The 16,111-nt window shown below is 33.6% G+C and carries 11 protein-coding genes, 1 tRNA gene and 1 pseudogene; 6 read left to right on the forward strand and 7 right to left on the reverse strand.

Going from position 1 to position 16,111, the window contains the following annotated elements:
- Positions 1–223: 223 nt before the first annotated feature.
- The 4 genes and pseudogenes from ABWU62_RS01725 to ABWU62_RS01740 all read right to left on the reverse strand — a co-directional run.
- Positions 224–1,987, reverse strand: a complete 1,764-nt coding sequence (locus ABWU62_RS01725; RefSeq protein WP_353287317.1) for a hypothetical protein — start codon at positions 1,985–1,987, stop codon at positions 224–226.
- Positions 1,988–2,177: 190 nt separating this feature from the next.
- The gene (locus ABWU62_RS01730; RefSeq protein WP_353287318.1) at positions 2,178–2,399 is read right to left on the reverse strand and encodes a hypothetical protein; all 222 of its coding nucleotides are present in this window, start codon (positions 2,397–2,399) and stop codon (positions 2,178–2,180) included.
- Positions 2,377–3,382, reverse strand: a protein-coding gene (locus ABWU62_RS01735) for an IS630 family transposase (RefSeq protein ID WP_353287112.1) whose coding sequence is annotated in 2 segments (ribosomal slippage) — positions 2,377–2,919 and positions 2,921–3,382 — 1,005 coding nt in all. Because the reading frame shifts where the segments join, the coding sequence is not laid out codon by codon here. Before ABWU62_RS01735 ends, ABWU62_RS01730 begins: the two co-directional genes overlap by 23 nt.
- A 72-nt stretch (positions 3,383–3,454) precedes the next feature.
- Positions 3,455–4,021 (reverse strand): annotated as a pseudogene (locus ABWU62_RS01740) (ankyrin repeat domain-containing protein); the annotation flags it as partial.
- A gap of 234 nt (positions 4,022–4,255) precedes the next feature.
- Here ABWU62_RS01740 and ABWU62_RS01745 point away from each other — a divergent pair.
- Genes ABWU62_RS01745 through plsY form a run of 5 tightly spaced genes read left to right on the forward strand, consistent with a single transcriptional unit; the run spans position 4,256 to position 9,115 of the window.
- Positions 4,256–4,939, forward strand: a complete 684-nt coding sequence (locus ABWU62_RS01745; RefSeq protein WP_353287319.1) for a phosphatidylserine decarboxylase — start codon at positions 4,256–4,258, stop codon at positions 4,937–4,939.
- Positions 4,936–5,721 (forward strand): CDP-alcohol phosphatidyltransferase family protein, encoded by a 786-nt coding sequence (locus ABWU62_RS01750; RefSeq protein ID WP_353287320.1) that lies wholly within the window; start codon positions 4,936–4,938, stop codon positions 5,719–5,721. Before ABWU62_RS01745 ends, ABWU62_RS01750 begins: the two co-directional genes overlap by 4 nt.
- Positions 5,722–5,729: 8 nt before the next feature.
- On the forward strand, positions 5,730–7,064 hold the full coding sequence (locus ABWU62_RS01755; protein WP_353287321.1) for an alanine/glycine:cation symporter family protein: 1,335 nt from the start codon (positions 5,730–5,732) through the stop codon (positions 7,062–7,064).
- A 2-nt stretch (positions 7,065–7,066) separates the two neighbouring features.
- Complete coding sequence (locus tag ABWU62_RS01760) at positions 7,067–8,533, forward strand: alanine/glycine:cation symporter family protein (RefSeq protein ID WP_353287322.1); 1,467 nt, start codon at positions 7,067–7,069, stop codon at positions 8,531–8,533.
- A 12-nt stretch (positions 8,534–8,545) separates the two neighbouring features.
- The gene (gene plsY, locus ABWU62_RS01765) at positions 8,546–9,115 is read left to right on the forward strand and encodes a glycerol-3-phosphate 1-O-acyltransferase PlsY (protein WP_353287323.1); all 570 of its coding nucleotides are present in this window, start codon (positions 8,546–8,548) and stop codon (positions 9,113–9,115) included.
- Here plsY and ABWU62_RS01770 read toward each other — a convergent pair.
- The 3 genes from ABWU62_RS01770 to ABWU62_RS01780 all read right to left on the reverse strand — a co-directional run bounded on the left by ABWU62_RS01770 (position 9,110) and on the right by ABWU62_RS01780 (position 12,042).
- Complete coding sequence (locus ABWU62_RS01770; RefSeq protein WP_353287324.1) at positions 9,110–10,990, reverse strand: hypothetical protein; 1,881 nt, start codon at positions 10,988–10,990, stop codon at positions 9,110–9,112. The genes plsY and ABWU62_RS01770 overlap by 6 nt on opposite strands.
- Before the next feature lie 56 nt (positions 10,991–11,046).
- Complete coding sequence (locus ABWU62_RS01775; RefSeq protein ID WP_353288137.1) at positions 11,047–11,943, reverse strand: cation diffusion facilitator family transporter; 897 nt, start codon at positions 11,941–11,943, stop codon at positions 11,047–11,049.
- A 26-nt stretch (positions 11,944–11,969) separates the two neighbouring features.
- Positions 11,970–12,042, reverse strand: a tRNA-Val gene (locus ABWU62_RS01780).
- Between the two features lie 519 nt (positions 12,043–12,561).
- Here ABWU62_RS01780 and ABWU62_RS01785 point away from each other — a divergent pair.
- On the forward strand, positions 12,562–15,996 hold the full coding sequence (locus ABWU62_RS01785) for a peptidase M2 (RefSeq protein ID WP_353287325.1): 3,435 nt from the start codon (positions 12,562–12,564) through the stop codon (positions 15,994–15,996).
- The last annotated feature ends 115 nt before the right edge of the window (positions 15,997–16,111 follow it).

The raw sequence follows: 16,111 nt of genomic DNA on the forward strand, positions 1-16,111 counted from the left end.
TGGTTTATTTCACTAGCAGTAAAATAATATCCCTTATACACAAATTATTGAATAAAAACTTTCATTTTTTAAGTTTCTTGCATAATCTAGAAAAAAGGCAAAAGAAACTCCATAATTGTCCCAGTGCTAGAAAATTGATCTTAAATAAGCAAACATTTTGATCAAATGAAAAAAGGATGTTACTCATTGAGTAACATCCTTTTGGAATGATAAGCGGTTTTATTTATCCTTTACTAGGCTCAGCTTTTTGTTGAACAGATTCTACGTTTGGTTGATCTACAATCACGCGTCGTTTTGCCAACTTCTCAGCGAGCTCTTCCGTAACTTCTAGACTAAATCTTGTTTCTTGAGAAGGACTGTGTCTTTGTGGCGTAGAAGAACCAGAACACACTCCACTATCAGAATTACTATGGTAAATGAAAGAACTGCTTTGAGAAGCAATATTTTTATCGATATCACTTAACGTACTAATAGCACTAGAATAGCTACTATTAGAAGCTAAGCTACTCACAGAATCACTACGAGTTAGAGTTCTACTAGATAAAGCATTGAGATTTTGTTTTACAGTAGGATCGTTTAAAACATCTTGACTGAAAGAACTTTGTGAAGATGAATTCACAACCTTATTTAAATTAGTCAGTGAGGCACTAGTTGGTACTTTTGGAGTCGATACCTTAGTAAGGTTACCAGTACTATTACGTCGTACAGCTCCTGGTTTTCCTATTTCTGCAGATGTTATCTCATCCTCAGAAATTCTTTTATATCCCGTGCAAGTAACTTCCTCTGGCTTTTTGCTACCTTTTGACGAGAACAGCTTACCAAAGAATGAAGTAGGTGCTTTTACTTCCTTATGTTCACTAGGGTTTAACAACTCCGCTTCGCTGCTAGTAGTGCTGTAACTGCTTAGAGAATCCATTGAACTGCTTTCTGATAAGCTATTTTTCAGTGAATTCATAGAACTTGCTTTATGCCTTTTTGCTGACTTATTAAGCCTTTCTAAAGTATTAAAACGAGTATGCTCTTCCTTCCATTCTCTCATTACTTCCTTAATTCCATCATGATGTTCAGAGAAAATACTGTCTCTAAAGTATTTATCTTTATCCGATAGCCTTTTTGTAACTAAATTACGCAAACCATCTGCGTCCAAGTGATCAATAAATTTTTTCTGCTCTCTCCATTTATCTACTAGCTGGTCTGGCAAGTAATCTCTCCAATCAAGATATGTTTCCTCTGTTATTTTTTCTTCTATTTTTTCTGATATTCCAGAAAGTATGCTCTTTATTAACGTGGAATTACTTTTTTCGTCAGCGCAAATTGCTCTAAGATCTTCTTTCACTCCTTGAATTCTCTTCTTTTGTGGTGAATCAGGAATAAGTTCGTTATCTATTCTATCTGAATAATTTTCATTACCAGCCGCACGATATAACTTATCTGCTGTTGCAGTGAATATATCACTTGTCTTTTCCTTTGTTTTTTCACTTACAAAACTAGCACCTCTCTTCAGTGAATCTGCTGAATACTCATAACCATCCTTAATTTTTCCGCCAATATGCTTCGCTCCTTCAACTGTTTTTTCTGCTGACCATTTGAGTCCTTTATATCCAGATTGAACTGCTTTTACAGCAACTTTCACAGCGAAAAGTAAAGTAAAACCAACTATAGCAAATGGTGCAGCAATTATTACTTCAGCTACCAAAAGTGGTATGGTTGCTATAAATAACCCCTGCGCTAGCTTCCATGCAATATCTTTATCTTCTTTATTCAACTCAGAGAATTTTTTATCTCCTTTTAACAGGTTCCAAATCATAGTAGGACCTTTTTTGATTAAAGACTCCTTATCTTTAACATTGAACTTTTGTGCAATTATCTCAGCTTTTCCCAAGAGGGGATCATTAGAACTTGTATTTACAGCACTTTCACCCAAACTGGAATTAGTGCTTTGCTTAGTTTCAACAAAATTTGAAGAGTTTTTTTCACTAGGTGACATTTTAAACCTCACTATTAATTAAACATACTAATATTTTATATACCTGATTCTTAAGTTAGGGTTAATTCATCTAACAATGTCCACTTACTCTCAAATGATTTTGCTTGATGTGTTTTTTTGAAAGCACAGAAAATTAGTGATTGTTGCAGTATGACGTCTTGTTTGGATTAGCTATAGTTAAAGCAAAAACTCATCCTTTTGAAGGAGTAGATTTTTTAGGAATCTCAGCAGGGGTTGATTTTGGATCTGATAATTCTGTGTTTACCTTAGTTGGCTTTAATGGAGTTTGCTGCTCTTCCGGTTTATCATTCGGAATTGGAACAGGCCAATCCATAATGTTTTCTGGTCTGTTTATTTGGTCTTCCTCTTCCTTATACCAACTCTCATTATTAATGAACCAAATAAGAAGCATTGCAGAGTTGTTTAACCGTGGAAGGGGAAAGAGAGGTAATAAATTTACACAAAGCGCTCTCAAGCAGAACAATTGTATCGTAGATTTTATTGCGCAAAATGTTCTGTTTTATATATAACCAAAACCTCTCAACAGGATTGAGGTCAGGTGAGTATGGTGGTAGGTATATAATTTCGATATTTTTAGGTATCTTTAAACTTTTTGACTTATGCCAACTAGCGCAATCCATCACGAGAAAAGCCTTTCGTATTCCTAAATATTGCGACATCTGTTCAAGGAATATATTTATACAAGCAGTGTTGACGTTTGGTGCAAATAAGCTAAAATTCTCTCCATTTCTGGGATTAACTGCACTATAGAGATAAAAATTTTCCCTACCTAATTTTACCTTAACCTGTGTCCTACTGCCTTTTTTAAACCACCCATGTCCAACTTTTGAATGTGTACCAAACCGTGATTCATCGAAGAAAAATAGCTCTTTTTCAGAATGCATGACAATAGTTTCATTGAGGTTTTTTTTTAAACTCCTCTTGCTTATTTTTATCCTGTCCACTATGAACTGGTCTTGGTGTGATATATGAGAATTTCATTCTTTGCATATTACGATGTATTGTGGATTTGCTGATATTCAAACCAAATCTTTCTTGGATTCTTATTCTCATTTCTCTAATAGTAATATTGGGATTTTCCTCTATCCACACCTCAATTTGTTCAAGTTGACTTTGGTTCAATATAGTTTTTCTACGGCGTTGAGGTGGAGAAAATAATTTTTCTTTTCTTCCAAATTTTATGTGCTTTATCCATGTAGTAATTGCCTTTCTCGAAATGCAACATATTTTTGCTACAGCTGTTATACTGTGCTTTTTTGCTGCAATTACAGCATTTAGTTTTTTTGCAACATACGCATTATTTCTTACTTTCTTCAGCATCTCTTTTGCTGATTCCACCACTTTTTCATCCAATAATTTTGATCTTAATGCCATCTAAACCTCGCTATTTTACTTACTCCAGTATGGCTTTTTTTCCATTATTGTCTATTCGTTGCTTGTATAGCGGGAATTGGTATTATTATCTTTTTTCGTTATGTCTGCTTTGAGTTTATTTATCAAATACTCGATAATTTCTATTCTGCTATCATCCTCTGCTTCAGTGCATTGCCTAATAGCTAAAAATAAAGCTGTACGCCCATTATTATCAATATCTTCAATATTCTGTCCCTTATCAATCAAGGCTTGCATTACGCTTTTATTCCCATATAAAGCAGCAAGGTGAAGAGGTGTATATCCTTCAGTGCTTTCTCTTTCATTAATTAATGCACCATGGCTAGCTAGCAATTCTATAAACTCTGGCGTGTTTGCAAAAATTGCAAGGTGCATTGGTGTTAAGTCGTCTTTACCATGATTTTCAGTTTTTGCGTTAACGTTTGCTCCGTTATTTATCAGCAACCTCGCTATTTTAAATTGCTCATACCCGATGGCAATATGCAGTGGTGTACTATTACGCTCATAATTATAATTGACGTTTGCACCAGACTTTATTAGTAGTTCTGCAGCCTCAATATCACCTCCCTGAATTGCATCTCGTAGAGAATGAGATTCATCTTTTTCTATTTCCCCTGTCATACGAAATTACGAACATAATAATTCATATATTATTAAGAATTATTATTAAGTTTTTATTAAAATAATATTAATAATAGTTAAAAAACTTCAACTTTTATTGAAAAATTTACATCTATCAATTATTTTATAAGCAAATATTTATATAATAATTCCAAAAGTGAAACAGTGAAAAAAAGCTTTTCATGAGAAATTATAAATGATAAATTGTTAATAATGAATTATCGAGAATAAATTATGTGCTTTGGTCTGCCTAACATAAACAGAGAAGGTTATTTATTTATAATTGTTTCCTTTATAGTAACGTGTATAGCATTCTCTATATCTTGGGGAGCTGGAATTACTTGCTTATTTCCAACGTTATTATGTACCTATTTTTTTCGTGATCCAGCAAGAGCTATACCAAACAATAAGGATTTTATATTAAGTCCTGCTGATGGTGTGATTTCAAAAATTGAAGAAGTGAGTTACTCCTTGTCAGCAGAAAATGAAGAAGAGAAGAGGTTTACGCTTGTTAGCATATTTCTAAGTGTTTTGAATGTCCACGTTAATCGTATACCAATATCTGGTACAATAAAGGAAATGAGTTATAAAAAAGGCAAGTTTGTTTCCGCAATAAGCAATAGGTCTAGTAATGAGAATGAAAAGCAGGTTATTGTGATTGAATATGAGAAGGGAAAAGAAATCATTGTAGAGCAAATAGCTGGATTTATTGCACGCCGCATTGTTTGTAATTTGAGGACATCTCAGAGCGTAAAGGCAGGTGAAAGGTTTGGAATTATAAGATTTGGCAGTAGAGTAAATATTTATATTCCTGCTAACATAGAGGTAAGAGTTTCAGAAGGGCAAACTGTTATTGGCGGTGAAACAGTTATAGCAGATTTTAATAAACAAGAGAAGCTTACTTTTGACGTTATATGAATAATGATGAAGGTAACGGTAAATTCTTACCTATTACCAAATTATTTCCAAACTTTATAACTTTATTGGGTTTATGTGCTGGCCTTACTTCACTTAAATTCACGTTTAATGAACAATGGGAGTTTTCAGCAATTTTTATTATCATTGCAGCAATAATAGATGGGATGGATGGCAGAATAGCCAGAATTCTAAAATCAACTAGCGATTTTGGAGCACAACTCGATTCTTTTGCAGATTTTCTAAATTTTGGTTCAGCACCTGCTTTTCTTTTATATTTTTGGAAGTTAAACGAAATTAAAGTTGTAGGTTGGATTCTAGTAATGATATATGTAATCTGCATATCAATAAGACTTGCAAGATTTAATGTCTCGCTACATTCAGAACAATTATACTGGAAAAAATTTTTCTTTTCTGGTGTTCCAGCTCCTGTATGCGCTTTACTTGTTCTGTTTCCAATAATTATTACCTTTCAATCTCATGAAAGTGAATATTTACTTCTTATAGAGCAATTTTTTAACGTAAAGAATACAGCTTGTTACTTTTTGGCCATCTCATTTTTTTCGATAAGTCATATTCCAACTTTCTCTGCAAAATACATTTATGTCCCTAAAAGTTTATCCTATATATTTGTGTCATTTTTTGGAATATTGATCATATTTTTTATAAGTAAGCCATGGATAACACTACCAATTTTAGGTGCAGTTTATATCTTGACTATTCCAATAAGTACCGGACTTTATGTACATTACGCATATAAAACTAGTCAGCTATATAAAAAATAGTGAGCAGCATGATTATAAAAGTAACTGATCTATTAAACTCTTTTTTATATATAAAGATATTCAACATACCATTTATAATTATTTGGGTAATTGCAACTGGTTTTTTTTGTACGATTCGATTCAAATTCATTAACTTTAGGTTGTTCAAATATGGGATACAAACACTATTCAACCTAGAAAGCCATAATAATAACGGCATAATCACCCACATTCAGGCATTTGCAACGGTAATTTCAGGAACAGTTGGTCTTGGAACAATATCAGGAGTTGCAATAGCTATTACAATAGGGGGACCAAGTGCAGTTTTTTGGATGATAATTACCGGGGTACTTGGCATGTCAATAAAATTTGCTGAAGTAGTGCTTGCATTTACTCATCGCTCTGAAAACACAACTGGTGGGGCTTTTTATTATATGGAACATGGACTTGCAAAGATTGGATTTATGAAGACTGGCAAATTCCTTGCATTTATCTACGCAGTTATGCTGCTTGTTGCAATGATTCTAGGCGGCATACCATTTCAGGCAAATCAAATTGCAGCGTTGTCAAGTAACTTATTTGAATACAACACATCTGTTATTATCTCGCTATTTGTATTAATTGTAATACTGGGAGGAATAAAGCGAATTGCTTTAGTTGCAACAGGTTTAGGACCGATCATGATAATGTTATATATAGGCATGTGTATATATTTAATCTATGTAAACGGAAATAATCTACTGAATGCTCTATCTATAATATTTCAAGATATCTTTAACAAATCAGCTATAGGAGGTGGAGTATTGAGTGGATTAATAGCAGGGGTAAGAAGGTCAGTGTTTGCTAATGAAGCAGGTACTGGAACAGCAGCTATAGCACATTCGATTGTAAAAGAGAAAGACCCAGTTAAAGTTGGAAGTGTTGCAATGATTGCACCATTTGTAGACACAATATTAGTCTCATTTTTGACTGGTATTGTGATCATTATCACCGATATGCATAGCACTAATACCGTAGGTGATATTACGTTAGTTAGCTCAGCATTTTCAACAGCCTTGCCTTTATTTAGCAAGCTAGCTCTTCCGCTGATAATGTTTTCCTTTGCTTTTTCCACGATAATAGCTTACTATTACTACTGTGAAGTTGCCCTAGTGTACTTATTTGGTAACAAAAAAGTACTGATATTGTTTCAGTTTTTTATAGTGGGTTCAGTGTATATCAGCTGTATATCAAAAAATATAGAATTTATATCTTATTTAGGTGATAGCCTGTTTATGTCCCTTATGATTCCAAATGCTGTTGCGATATATCTACTGAGAAGGGAAGTCTTAAATACAATAGATTCTTATTACAAAAGGTATTAAACATGATTTATAGAATGCTTTATATAGTGTTATTTTGCCTACCATTTAATGATGTATACGCTGCTTCAATTTTTTACAAAAGTTATGACATTGCATTAAATGGAATAAGCAACTTCATGAATGAAGTATTGTTTTTCAAGATCTTTCACGTACCATTTATAATTCTTCTATTGGCTTTTGGTTATATATTTCTAACACTACGTTTTAAATTCCTCAACATAAGGATGTTTAAGCATGCGTTCGCTATTTTATGTGGAAAATATGATACAGATCATCACGATGGTCACATTACGCATTTTCAGGCATTTGTTACTGCACTTTCAAGCACTGTAGGTCTTGGAACTGTTGCTGGTGTTGCAATTGCAATTTCAATGGGAGGGCCAGGAGCGGTACCTTGGATGATGATCACAGGCTTTTTTGGTATGTCTGCAAAGTTTGCTGAAGTAACTTTAGCATTTAGGCACAGAACAGAAGGTCAGGAGCAGTTATTCAGTGGTCCCTTTCAATATATAAGAAATGGGCTAGAAGAGTTTGGATTTAAAAAACTTGGTATCGTACTGGCTGCAATATATGCAGCGGTTTTTGTATTATCAGGCCTTGGTGGAAGTGTAGCATTTCAAACTAACCAAATGGTTTCAATATTATCTGGCTATTCAAATTGGATAGATGGTCATCCTTGGTTTCTCTCTTCCATAATTTCTACGCTACTTGCTCTGGTGATTATCGGTGGAATTAGGAGAATAGCTAGAGTATCTTCTGCACTAGTGCCTATCATGTCACTAATATATATTTTGAGTTGTTTCACGATTATTGCATTTAATATTCACAATTTTGGCAATACATTAAAAATATTGTTTTCCAGTATGATAGACTTCAATGCCGTTGGTGGAGGAGTGGTAGGAGCATTTGTTGCTGGAATTCAAAGGGCAATTTTTGCCAGTGAAGCAGGTGTTGGTTCTGCTGCAATCACTCACGCGGTAGCTAAAGATGAGGAGCCAGTTAGAACTGGGCTGGTTGCGATGATAGAACCATGCTTTGATACAATGTTAATTTGTTGCTTGACAGGAATAACAATAGTAATAACAGGTGCATACCAGACCGGCATTGGCGAGGGAATATTGATCACCCAAAAAGCATTTGAAACAGTTTCTTCTTGGTTTCCTATACTTTTAACCATCGCTGCGCCTTTGTTTGCGTTTTCCTCAGTAATTTCATTTGTATATTGTTGTGAAATGGGATGGCTGTATTTGTTTGGTGTAAAAAGTGTAGTAATATATCGTATAGCGGTGGTAGTAGTTTCATTTTTGTCAGGTTTGTCTAAAGATATAATGGCTATTGCTAATATTGGTGGGGCTTTATTCTCTTGTTTAGCACTCATCAATATGACAGCACTTATACTGTTTAGCAATCAGATTAACAATGAAGTTCAGTGCTACCTAAAAAGATTGAGGGATAACAAGATTAGCTAAGTTTTTGGTATAATGGAAAAGTATATAATTCTTATATTATCCTACATATTAGGCTCAATACCATTTAGTTTAATTATCACAAAAATAAAAGGGGTAAATTTAAGGGAAGTAGGCTCTGGAAATATTGGTGCTACAAATGTCGCAAGAACAGGAAATAAATTTCTTGCTGCTCTTGCATTATTTCTGGATACCTTTAAAGGGTTTATCGCAGTTTATATAGCACAACAATTTTTCGATGGTGGTGTTGATATTGGATCTGCAATTTTTGCAGTTCTAGGGCATATGTTTCCTATTTGGCTAAGGTTCAATGGAGGAAAGGGGGTTGCAACAACTTTGGGAGTTTTGATAGCACTTAACATTTCTATAGCATTAGCATTTGTATTTGTCTGGCTAATAGTATTTTTTACCTTTCGATATTCTTCTCTTGCTTCTTTGACTTCTACTGCAACGGCTTTATTAGCGTCTTTCTTTTTTCAAAAAGAGTTATTTCTTATACTACTCACTGTAGCGATATTAATTTTCTTGAGGCATCATAAAAACATTGCAAATCTTCTGCAAGGCAGAGAGCATAGGTTTTTATAAATGATGTGCTGCTAAGTTATTGATACTCAGACTACGAAACAACCTGCTTGATGGCATTGTTTTGTCTCCTTTGTTTAAGCTTGTAATTTTTGCTCTTGTTATATTCTCTACTTCTTGAGGTGTTAAAAGTTCATCTTCAATGAATCTTTGCTTCACTTCTTGTATTTTTTCATAAAGTGTGGTTACATTGTGCTTACTTTGATTATAAATATCTTCAATTTCTACCTCTAGCCTGCATGAAGCTTCTTTTTTTAACATGTTATTTATCACTGCTTCTGTTATTGCTAGTTTTTCTTGCAGAATTTTCTTTATTTCTTCTTTATCGTCTCTGCTATTTTTACTCAGTTCTGTGTATACCCTATAACACCTTTTCCCTAGTGGTAACATTCTTAAACTATCTAGCATTCTGGCCACTTGACCCTCAATAGTCTTCTTGGCTTTCAATTTAAATTCTTTTACTTCTTCTTTTATTATTTTGTTAGCTATTCTCTTAGCTTCAGTTAAAGATGAATCCTTGAGAGAAAAATCTGTTCTAAGTAAATTTTTATTTAAGAGCTCTAAAAAGACTTTTCCTTTGATGTTTTCAAGTTGATCATCTAACCCGTGTTCTTGTAGCTTATTTATTATGTACAGATTCAATGCGGAGGACTCTAGTTTGTTTAGCTTTATAGAGCTAATATTTTTCATTAACGTTGACACAATTTGTTCGCTATATTGAGAAGCAAAACTCAGTAAATTTCTCATTAAAGGAATGCTTACTTCTGCAATAAAATCATCAACTATTTTTTGCTTTTCATCGTTTTCATAGCCATTTTTAGCGTTATGCCAAGCTTTAAGAATTTCCTTACTGTTTTTCTTGCTTTTTAGCCTGTCTAACATAAATTTACGTGCTTCATTTTCTGCTTCTGAAAGTAATATTTGTCTAGGCGGCGTAAATTTAATCTCTGGATCAAGATGAATACCCTCTAATGTACTTAACATTCTGTAGATAACACCAGTAAAACATGTGTTGGGAATTCGTTCTTTCCTAGAGAAGGTTTGACTATCTAGCAAATTTGCAATCAACGCGTCTTTTTTATTTTTTATAGTTTCTCTATCTCCATCATTGCAAGCTCTTAGAACTAACAGAAGAATTTGCCCACCAGTGAAACCAGAGCTATGTTTCTCATTGCCTTTGCAAAAATCTTGCAAAAACATCACTAATTTTCCTTTATTCTCATTACTAAATGGTTGACCATCAAGCATATGTAAGTGATTTATATATTCAATAAATTCTCTAAGTTCCTCATTATTAATAGCATCTTCTGCTACCCCACCATATTTATACAGTAGCTTATCAATATTATTACTAATATCATTATTCAATTGATGGGGCAGTAAATGTTCATAAGTATAATCAAACCTATTTACCATGCCTCGAGTATTTTCTTTTATACCTTCTAAAAAGAAATTTATAGCAGCTTTGAGTAACGTAAATGGATTAAAATCCTTTGGTCTTAACTCACTTTGTAATAGAATTAAAACCATTGCAAGTGGTATTGTTGCAAGTAACGAAACGAGTAGAAAAGTAGTAGTAAAGGTTAGATATGTTATAGAAGCAAAAAATAAAAGGAAAGATGCTATCTTAATTTTATTATTCTTAAAAAATATTTCCCAATATTCCTTTTTACTTATTTTTTCCTGTTTTGCAGCTTTTATGTCTTTATAAACATAAAAAGCTTTTATTTCAGATCTAAAAAATACTGTAGCGAAAGATAAAAAGACGTTGGCTGGATTAACTAAAATGCTTAAAGAAATAAAAGCTGCGAAGTAGCTTGCTGTCTTTAATCTGTAAGAATCCTTTCCAGGAAATTGTATTTGGGAAATACCTATCATAGCCTACCCTCTATAATATAGATGATATTGTAGTAATAACAAATAGCCTATAGATGTCAATGTTTAAGTATTTTACTGTCTACGCACTCATCGTATTCAATTTCAACTGTAGAGTGTGCGATTTCGAATCTATTTAATAGTATTTTTTTTATCTCATACAAAGTATTAGTGTGTTGTCCATTTTGCTTTATCTTGGCATGCATAGTAAGTATAAAATAATTATCAGATAGTGACCATACATGTATGTGGTGTACATCTATCACTTCAGGTAGCTTAGATATAAGCTCACTTTTTATCTCCTTAGCAGATACACTCTCAGGTGTACCTTCAAGGAGTATATGGCAAGAATTCTTGAGAATTTTATAGCCACTGTTTAAGATTATTACACTAACAAATACTGACAAAATAGGGTCCACTATTTGCCATCCGGTAAACATGATAATTACAGATGCAAGTATAGCAGCTACAGAACCTAAAATATCTCCTATAACATGCAATACAGCACTTTTCATGTTTATATTATTTTCGCATTTACTATGTAATATAAAAAATACCATAATGTTAGAAATCAGGCCAAGTGTAGAAATTATTAACATTATTTTCCATTCAACATGAACTGGAAAAATAAATCTCTTTATTGATTCAATGATAATGACCACTGCGATGAAAAATAGAGTTAAACCATTAACAAATGCTGCAATTATCTGCAATCTGTGATACCCATATGACCTCTGTAAATCAGATTTTTTAGCTGAAAATTTGTGCGCTATCCAGCTTAAAACCAAGGCAAAAAGATCAGTGAGCATATGTCCTGCATCTGATAACAAAGCAAGCGAGTGTGAAATTATTCCCCCTGCTATCTCCATAAGCATTGTTATTGCGACTATTATTATGGAATAAATTAAGCGCTTGGACTCTGCTATCGAGTGTTTGCCATTGTGCACTGCTGTCATATAAAATCTTTTCGTTAGCAAAAACGTGGGTAACACTGGGCTCGAACCAGCGACCCCTTGCACGTCAAGCAAGTGCTCTACCAACTGAGCTAATTACCCATCGTAGCTTTAGTATAGTGCTTCAGTGGAATGGAAGTCAATTTGCTTTTAGACTTCTTGCTGGATGAAATTCCTTGACAAACCTTCTTAACTTCCTTACTATAGCAACAAGAGTATTTATCCTTGTTTTAATCTCCGCGGATTTAACAACAAAATTCAGTAAAAAACTCAGATATTTATTGGCAAATTACATAAAAATTATAGCGGCTGCATGTCTTTTAAAATTTTTCTACGTTCAGCCAAAACCCGCTTTAAATAAGCGTTAGCACATTATTACAACGCCAATTTACATTGTTATAGGGTCAAAACTCGCTACATAGGGATTTTTTTGCCTTTTTTAAAATTGATAAATTTCTTAATATTTATAATTCCGTTACTTGTTAGCAGCCACCTAAGGTTAGCTATAGAATTTCATTCATATTCTACATTTTCCATATCAGATTAATTATTTGTATTCTTCTGCTAAGATATAAATTATATCAATATGACAATTTACACTTTCTTAGCGAAAGTAGCTTTATGCTTGATATTGTAAAGACTAATAAATTAGAGGTTAGAATTATGAAAATCAATCAACAAATAAATAAAAATATAACTAAAGAAGAATACTTTAACAATAAGCATATCATAGAAGTGAAAGATTTAAATATCAAAGTAGAGGTTCATTCTCATGATTTAAGAACAAGTAAAGTTGCTCACATTGAAAGTGAGATAAGAGAAACAGCTATTAATTTTAAAGATGCATTTAAGCTGGAGCCTGGTAGCTCAGAACAAACATTCAAAATTTATGTGTTTGATGATAAGGCTGATTACACTCACCTTGGTGGAAGCGAACGTTTTGGTTCTTACCTCGGAGATGAAGGTGGTAAATGTTACTACAAAGGAGAAGCTGATATTTTTGCTGAGATGTATGTCTATCAGCAAGGTGGCGTTCATAACCTTCAGCATGAGTTTGCACATGGTTTGACTTACTTGGCTACAGGAGGAAAATCTCTACCTACATTATTAATGGAGGGAATTGCAGATTACTTTGAACATCATTCAGATCACAAGTTCAATGCTCAAGGGTCAAGCATTGATAAAACTGAAACCGCAAATTTGGATCTAGGTGGAATTTTAAATTTACAATACTCAGCCAATGATGAAGAAAACAGTTTAGTGTATAAAACTGGTCATGCGTTGATAATGTACTTACAGGAAAAAGATCCTAATCTACTCAGAAGCTATCTAGATGCTTTATATAAAGGTGATTCAAATCAATCAGGAAATTTTCTAGACCAAATAAAAGGTCATAATGATTCCTTCAAAGGCTGGCTGGCTTCTAATAATACGGAAACTGCTATGGAAGAAATTAATGCCCTACAAGTTACAAAAGGAGATTTTATAGCAACTGGTCAAGAAATAGTGGGCGGAGAAATTAAAAACATATCATACTATAAAGCAAATATAGAAAAAATGGATGGAGAAAACGTTGGAAGTTTTTCTCCTGTAGAACACGTTGCATTTCATAATGTTGCTCGCGCTGTTAATAGGGCAACAAATGATAACCTTGATATATCTAAGGAATATCATTTTTTAAAGGTAGTGAAAACTGCTGATGGACAGAATAAACTAACCTACTCTGACCAACAAGGTAATGAGTACCAAAACAGTTTAGAGTATAAAAATCAGGCTTTAAGGACATTGTCAAATTATGATGAGAACTTAAAAAAAGTTTATGATAATGCATTAAAAGCCCTGGATGAGCAGATTCGCAAGGAATCCGCTGAAGTACGTGAAAAATACCATAAGCAAGAGATTTCTCATGAAAAACTTTTGGAACAATATAATTCCATTACTTCTTCCTCTCGATATGAAGAATTGAAAAAATCCTTGCTCGATGAGATGATAAGCACTGGTTCAAAACAGTTAAAGTCAACTCAGAACATCGATGTAGAAAAGATGTTAGAAGAGATGGTTAATATCGATCCAAACTTAATCAGAGGTGCTCATATTAATCTACAAGAAGGTAAGATTTTCTCCGTAAAAGCTCATGGTCAAGGAGATATGGGTGCACTGTCTATATATGATGGAAATACAAAACTTGGAGAATTATCGAGCGAATCAGGATTTTTTAAGCAAGTTGAAGGCCAAACTAAAGAAACTTTTGTTTTTGAGGATATATTGCACAACTTAAATACTCAATATGATGGCGGTGCTTATATGGCAGTTACAAAAGAAAACGGTCAGTATAAAGCTTCTTTAATAGACGGCAGAACAGTAGAACGCGATGAATACTTTGATGAAGCACATTTACATGAAAATGAATTATTGCATCCTAACACTGGACACATTCAAAAAGATTTAGATTCTCTGCTTCTTAGAGGTACCAAAATCTTGAATCATCAAGATTCAAAGCATGCTCAATATTCTGATGAGCAAAGAGAAAGCGGCGTAATCGTAGAAAAAGGAACATTATTGGATGATAAAGGGACCGATAGAACAGACGACGATGTATACGAAGCGGTTGTAAAGCAAGGAGGCAAAAATCTACATGCATTCAAAAATATGGGCTTCTATATCACTGAAGAGATGAAAAATGAAAGAGGTGAAGTTATAAATGAAAGTAACTTGTTCATTCATGATCATGGAAAAAACGTAAGGTTTCAATTGCCAGACAATGTTACTCACCTAAAATTGGTGGAAAAAGATGGACAATATAAATTAGCACCATCTGATTCTGAAGGAAGAGAATACAGTAGCATACCAGACGAATACAAATATATTGACCCAGTATTTGCACATGAATATGAAAAGAGAGATTATTCTCATAAACATATAAATGTGGGCCTTATAAACTTAGAAAAATATGCCCCTGGTAAACTTTTTACCATTAAACATGATCCAAATGATTATCAGATACAAAGAAACTCGAGTGGTGAAATAGTGAGAATCAACAATCAAAGATATTTCACTAAAGTAAAACTATTTGATGGTGATACTGATGAAGAAATTGGAATGTTATCTAATAATTTCCATAACTTCAAAGGAAAAATATTCTTTTCTACTGATTATAACTACAGTTATAATGATTTTCTAGCATCTGTTTCTCCTCAAGTTGAAATTGAGAACATGCAAGATGGAAGTAAAAAAATAACTTTCGATCAAGGTGATGGCGATATCGGTGATACTAATAGAGGCTACACGGACTATCAGAGGATATACACAAGGGAAATCGAAAGTCCAAAAGAACAGGTAAGTGCAAGTGAAACTAAAATAGGAGTGGATACATTACATATGAGCCATGGTAATGTTGTTGCACTAGCTACTGAAGAGAAAAACGACAACAATGAAATGCTGTCTGATCAGCCACAAAGTTTAGCAAGAACAAAAAGATCACCTTTTGTGGAGGAAAAAGAGCAGGTATTGAAAGACACAATCTTGAAAATAGAAAGGAGCTCTGATCAATTCTCAGAAGGAAAGCACAAGGCAAATGTAACCATAGATTATCATGACCTAAAAGCTTTGCATGATAGGGCAGAAGGAGCAGAAAAGCAATCTGTGTTAGATTTTTGGGACAAACTGCATACATCGAATTATAAGGTTGGTGCTTTGCCGGAAGACAAGTATTACTTTAAAGATGGCAAATTTGTAATTCACGATAGTGACACAAAAAAGCTTATAGTGTTACCTGAGGATAAGGTATCTATTAAGATAGTGAAGGATGGCAATCATTATGATCTAGCTATATCTAATAATGATAATGGTAAAGTGATAAGTAGCATTACCAAAATAGACAACTTAAACTATGAGTTGCTGTCAGATTCAAATAGTTTCAGCCTAGAAACACAAGATAGCACTATATTTTTAGGTCAACATAACGAATATAATCTTTATCTAGAGAATGGCTTTGCGAAAATGTTCGATTGCGCAAGCGATCATGTTTATCACGATCATAACTCGGCCTATATCTAATATACAAGGAGGGCACTGCCCTCTTCTTGTCATTCAAGTAGCTCCTTCGATATCATCCAAGTAGCCCCCTTCTTGTCATCCCAGTGCCCAGGCACTGGGATCTAGTTAAGTTGAT

The organism is Wolbachia endosymbiont (group B) of Gerris lacustris (genome assembly GCF_964028355.1).
GTDB lineage: Bacteria > Pseudomonadota > Alphaproteobacteria > Rickettsiales > Anaplasmataceae > Wolbachia.